Raw genomic sequence first — 4480 nt, forward strand, 5'->3', positions numbered from 1 at the left:
CAGGAACTGGAGCTGCCCACCGACCGGCCGCGGCCGGCCGTGCGCTCCACCGAGGGCGCAGTGGTGCGGTTCAAGGCTCCCGCAGGGACGGCGGAGGCGTTGAAGGCGTTGTCCCGCGAGCACGGCACGACGATGTTCATGACGTTGCTCGCCGCCTTCGACGTCCTCATGGGCCGGTACACCGACTCCGACGACATCGTCGTGAGCACGCCGGTGGCGAACCGGAACCGGGCCGAGACCGAGGACCTGATCGGGTTCTTTGTCAACACCTTGGTGATGCGCACGGACCTCTCCGGTGACCCCTCCTTCGCCGAACTCCTCGGCCGGGTACGCGAGACCGCCCTCGGCGCGTACGCGCACCAGGACCTGCCGTTCGAGCAGGTGGTGGACGCCATGGCCGATGTACGGGACCGTACCCGTGGCCCCCTCACCCGCGTCTCCTTCAACTACGCGGCCGAGGCCGCCGGAACCTCGCCCTCCGACCGGAGGAGGGCGGATGGGGCCGGCATGGGCATCGAAACCGGCACGGGTCTGCTGCCGGTTCAGTTCGACATGGTCGTGGCACTGGGGGAGGACGACGGTGCCCTGACCGGAGAAATCCAGTACAGCACCGCGTTGTTCGACGCGGTGACGGTCGAGCGGATGGCGGGGCACATCGTGACGTTGCTGGGGGCTGTCGGCGCGGATGCCGAGAAGCCGGTGAGCGAACTGCCGGTACTGACAGAGGCCGAGCACGACCGGGTCGTGCGTGACTGGAACGCGACGGTCGAGCCGCTGCCGTCGGTGGGTGGCGTGCATGAGCTGATTGCCGAGTGTGCGGTGCGGACGCCGGATGCGGTGGCGGTCGAGTGCGGCGAAGTATCAGTCGATTACGCGGAGTTGATGGGTCGGGCGAATCGTCTGGCGCACTACCTGCGGTCGTTGGGTGTGGGTGCGGAGTCGGTGGTGGCACTGTGTCTGCCCCGCGGTATCGACATGGTGGTGGCGATTCTCGCGGTGTGGCAGGCGGGTGGGGCGTATCTGCCGCTGGATCCGGAGTATCCGGCCGACCGGCTCGGTTTCATGCTGCGTGACAGTGGGGCGACGGTGCTCGTGGGCGCTGAGGAGCTGGTCGACGAGCTGCCGGTCGGGCGGCTGCGGACCGTGCTGGTCGATGCTCCGGCAGTCCTTGCCGCGCTGGACGAGCTTCCGTCCACCGCACCTGAGGTGACGACGACCGCCGACCAGTTGGCGTATGTGATCTACACGTCGGGTTCGACGGGTCGGCCGAAGGGTGCGCAGGTTCCGCACGCGGGTGTGGTGAACCTGGCGATGGCGCTGGCCCGCACGTTCGGTGTGGAGGCGGGGGACGGGATGCTGCAGTTTGCTCCGTTCGGTTTCGATGCCGCTGTCTGCGAGGTCGCGGTGACACTGGCGGCCGGTGGCCGCCTGGTGGTGGCGACGGCGGAGGAGCGTGGTGAGCCGCGGGCGCTGGCGGGGCTGGTGCGGGAGAAGGACGTGCGGGTGGCGATTCTGCCGCCGTCGCTCCTGGCCGTCCTCGAACCGGCCGATCTGGCCGGCTTGCGGACGCTGGTGACGGCCGGTGAGCGGTTGGAGGAGGCGGCGGCTGCGCGTTGGCGGAGCGAGTACCGGCTGCTGAACGCGTACGGTCCGACCGAGGCGACGGTCTGCGCGAGCGTCGCGGTCCTCGACCCCGAGGGTGACGGTGTTCCGCCGATCGGTGCGCCGATGGCCAACACCCGGGTCTATGTCCTCGACGACCGGCTGCGCCCGGTCCCGGTAGGCATGACGGGTGAGCTGTTCATCGCGGGGACGGGTGTGGCTCGCGGTTACCTGGGTCGTGCGGATCTGACGGCGGAGCGGTTCATGGCCGATCCGTTCGCCGGGGATGGTTCGCGGATGTATCGCTCGGGTGACCAGGTGCGGTGGCTGTCGGACGGCCGGCTGGAGTTCGTGGGCCGGGTCGACGACCAGGTCAAGATCCGCGGGTTCCGCGTCGAACCCGGAGAGATCGAGACGGCACTCGCCGCGCACGCCGCGGTGCGGACCGCGGTGGTGACCGCGTACGGAGAGGTAGCCGACCGCAAGCTGGCCGCCTACCTCGTTCCCACCGATCACCACGAGGGCATTCCGGACTCCGCCGACCTGCGCGAGCTGCTGCTTCGGAGCCTGCCGGAGTACATGGTCCCGGTGTCCTTCACCGAGATGTCGAGGCTGCCGCTCACCACCAACGGAAAGGTGGACAGGGCGGCGCTGCCGGAGCCCAAGACGGTGCGCTCCACGAGCACTGAGTACATCGCGCCCTCCGGTGAGGCCGAGGAGCTGCTCGCGGAGATCTGGTCCGAGGTCCTCGGGATCGAGCGGATCGGCGCCCACGACAACTTCTTCGAGCTGGGCGGCAACTCGCTCCTCGTCACCCAGATCGTCGGCCGCATCCGGGGCGCGGGCCACGACATCAGCGTCGGAGACCTTTTCGACCACCCGACCGTCGCGTCCGCCGCGCCACTGATCCAGATCCAGGCGGAGGACCCCGAGGTCCGCTCGGTGGTGACCATCCGCGCAGGCCGGATCAGTCCCGCGATATTCGCCGTGCACACCCTGACCGGCGAGGTCGCCGCGTTCGCCGAGGTCGCCGGGCACCTGGCCGAGGGCCAGCGGTTCTACGGACTGCAGGAACGAGGCCTGACCGGCGAGGACGCCCCGCCCTCCTCCGTCGAGGAGATGGCGACCACGTACATCGGCGAGATGCTGCGGGTGCAGAAGGAAGGCCCCTACCTGCTGACCGCGCAGTCCGGGAGTTCCTACGTCGCGCTGGAGATGGCGCGACAGCTCAGCGCCATGGGCAAGGAGGTCGGCGGAGTCTTCCTCATGGCGCCGGCCCGCCAGCCCTTCGCGTGGCGCCTTCCGAGCCAGGCGTTCGGCCGGTCCGACCGGAAGCTGCTGGCCGCCCTGGAGGAGGCGCTCGACGGCCCGACGGGGACGAAGCTCTCCCGGTCCGACGAGAAGAAGGTGCTGAAGCTCGGAACGCCCGACGACGAGATCGCCAAGGGTGTCCGGGAGGGGGACAAGCACGCCCTGAGGATCATGCGTGCCCTCGCGATCAACCAGGGCGCCTACTCGTACTACGGCGAGCTCATGCACCGCGGCATGCGGAACTACGACGGCCGGGTGGTGCTCCTGATGCCGCGCGACGACCGGCCCAAGCCCTACAAGTGGACCCTCGAGCTTTGGCAGATCCCCGTCACGCGCGGTCCTGAGGTCGTGGACGTGCCGGGCGAGCACTCGACCGTCTTCTACGGCGAGAGCGCCGAGGCCGTGGGCGCGTATCTGAGCGCCGAGATCACACGGAGCCGGAAGGACGGAGGCGCGTCCGCATGACGGGGCCCAGGGGGACGCAGCCGCCGGCCGCCGCGACGGAGGGGACCAGCGTCTACGAACTCCCCAACGGGCGCAGGATCACCTGCGTCAGTCCGGCGGAGGCCAAAGTCCTGTGGGCGGAGGCCGTGGACGCGGGGCTCTACAAGTCGGCCGCTGACGCGCTGCGGCCCGGGGACACCGTCCTCGACATCGGAGCGAACATCGGAATCGTCTCGCTGATGTTCGGCTGGACAACACCTGATCTCAGGATCGTCTCCGTGGAACCCGCGCCGACCACGTTCGCCTGTCTGGAGGCGAATCTGCGGCGTCATCTGCCGGGCGCCGTCGCCGTACGCAGTGCGGTGGCCGACCGAGCCGGCCGGCGGACATTCACCTATTACCCGAGGTCGACAGGAAACTCGGGGCTGTTCGCCGACCAACGGGCGGACGACGAGAACACCCGCGTATTTCTGCGCAACACCGGAATTCCGGAGGAATACATCGGGGAGTTCGTCAAGGATCTGCACCGGGGAATCGACATGGACGTGCAGACGCTGACCGTCTCCGATCTGATCAGGGCCCACGAACTGCGCGAGGTCAGCCTGCTGAAGATCGACGTGGAGCGCGCGGAGCACCTGGTCCTGGCCGGGGTCGAGGACGAGCACTGGCCGCTGATCGGCCGCATCGTCGCGGAGGTCCATGACGAGGCCGGTCGGCTCAGGACCCTCACCGGCCTCCTCGAACGGCACGGCTTCACCGTCGCGGTGAGCCAGCAGCCCAACCTCGCCGGAACGGATTTGTACGAACTCGCCGCCACGCGGCCGTAGGGCGTTCAAACGCCGCCGCGCAGCAGTTGAACACGGCGCCGGAATAGCGGCCGGTGACCGCACACCACGTACGCCATGGCGCCGCTGGATCAATGATCCAGCGGTGTGCCATGGTGAGGCGGGGATCTCCGAATCACATGAGCACGTAGCGCACGCCGAGGCACAGCCATGACCTGGTGCGGAGCGGATCGTTCGCGATCCCGTTCCCAATGGGCCGGGCTCCACGGCGGAAACGCCCGGGCCGAGCGGCGCACCGTCATGCACTCATTCAGCTTTCTCATTTGCAGGGGACACTG

General features: G+C 68.9%; 2 protein-coding genes (1 of these 2 cut by a window edge). Both read left to right on the top strand.

Annotated elements, in window-relative coordinates; genetic code table 11:
• Positions 1-3378: the 3' portion of a non-ribosomal peptide synthase/polyketide synthase gene (locus tag R2D22_RS32305; RefSeq protein ID WP_318108570.1), read on the top strand. 21384 nt of this gene lie to the left of the window's left edge; the window shows 3378 of its 24762 coding nt (coding positions 21385-24762); its start codon lies off the left edge, out of view; the stop codon is at positions 3376-3378.
• Positions 3375-4184 carry an FkbM family methyltransferase gene (locus R2D22_RS32310; RefSeq protein WP_318108571.1) on the top strand — a complete coding sequence of 270 codons (810 nt, stop codon included), beginning with the start codon at positions 3375-3377 and terminating at the stop codon, positions 4182-4184. The genes R2D22_RS32305 and R2D22_RS32310 overlap by 4 nt, the downstream gene beginning before the upstream one ends.
• Positions 4185-4480: the final 296 nt, after the last annotated feature.

Origin of the sequence: Streptomyces sp. HUAS YS2 (assembly GCF_033343995.1) — a bacterium.
Classification (GTDB): domain Bacteria; phylum Actinomycetota; class Actinomycetes; order Streptomycetales; family Streptomycetaceae; genus Streptomyces; species Streptomyces solicathayae.

Bases quoted from the DNA above. Each gene is read 5' to 3' on its own strand.
- R2D22_RS32310 (WP_318108571.1), top strand. From the start codon at position 3,375: ATGACGGGGCCCAGGGGGACGCAGCCGCCGGCCGCCGCGACGGAGGGG.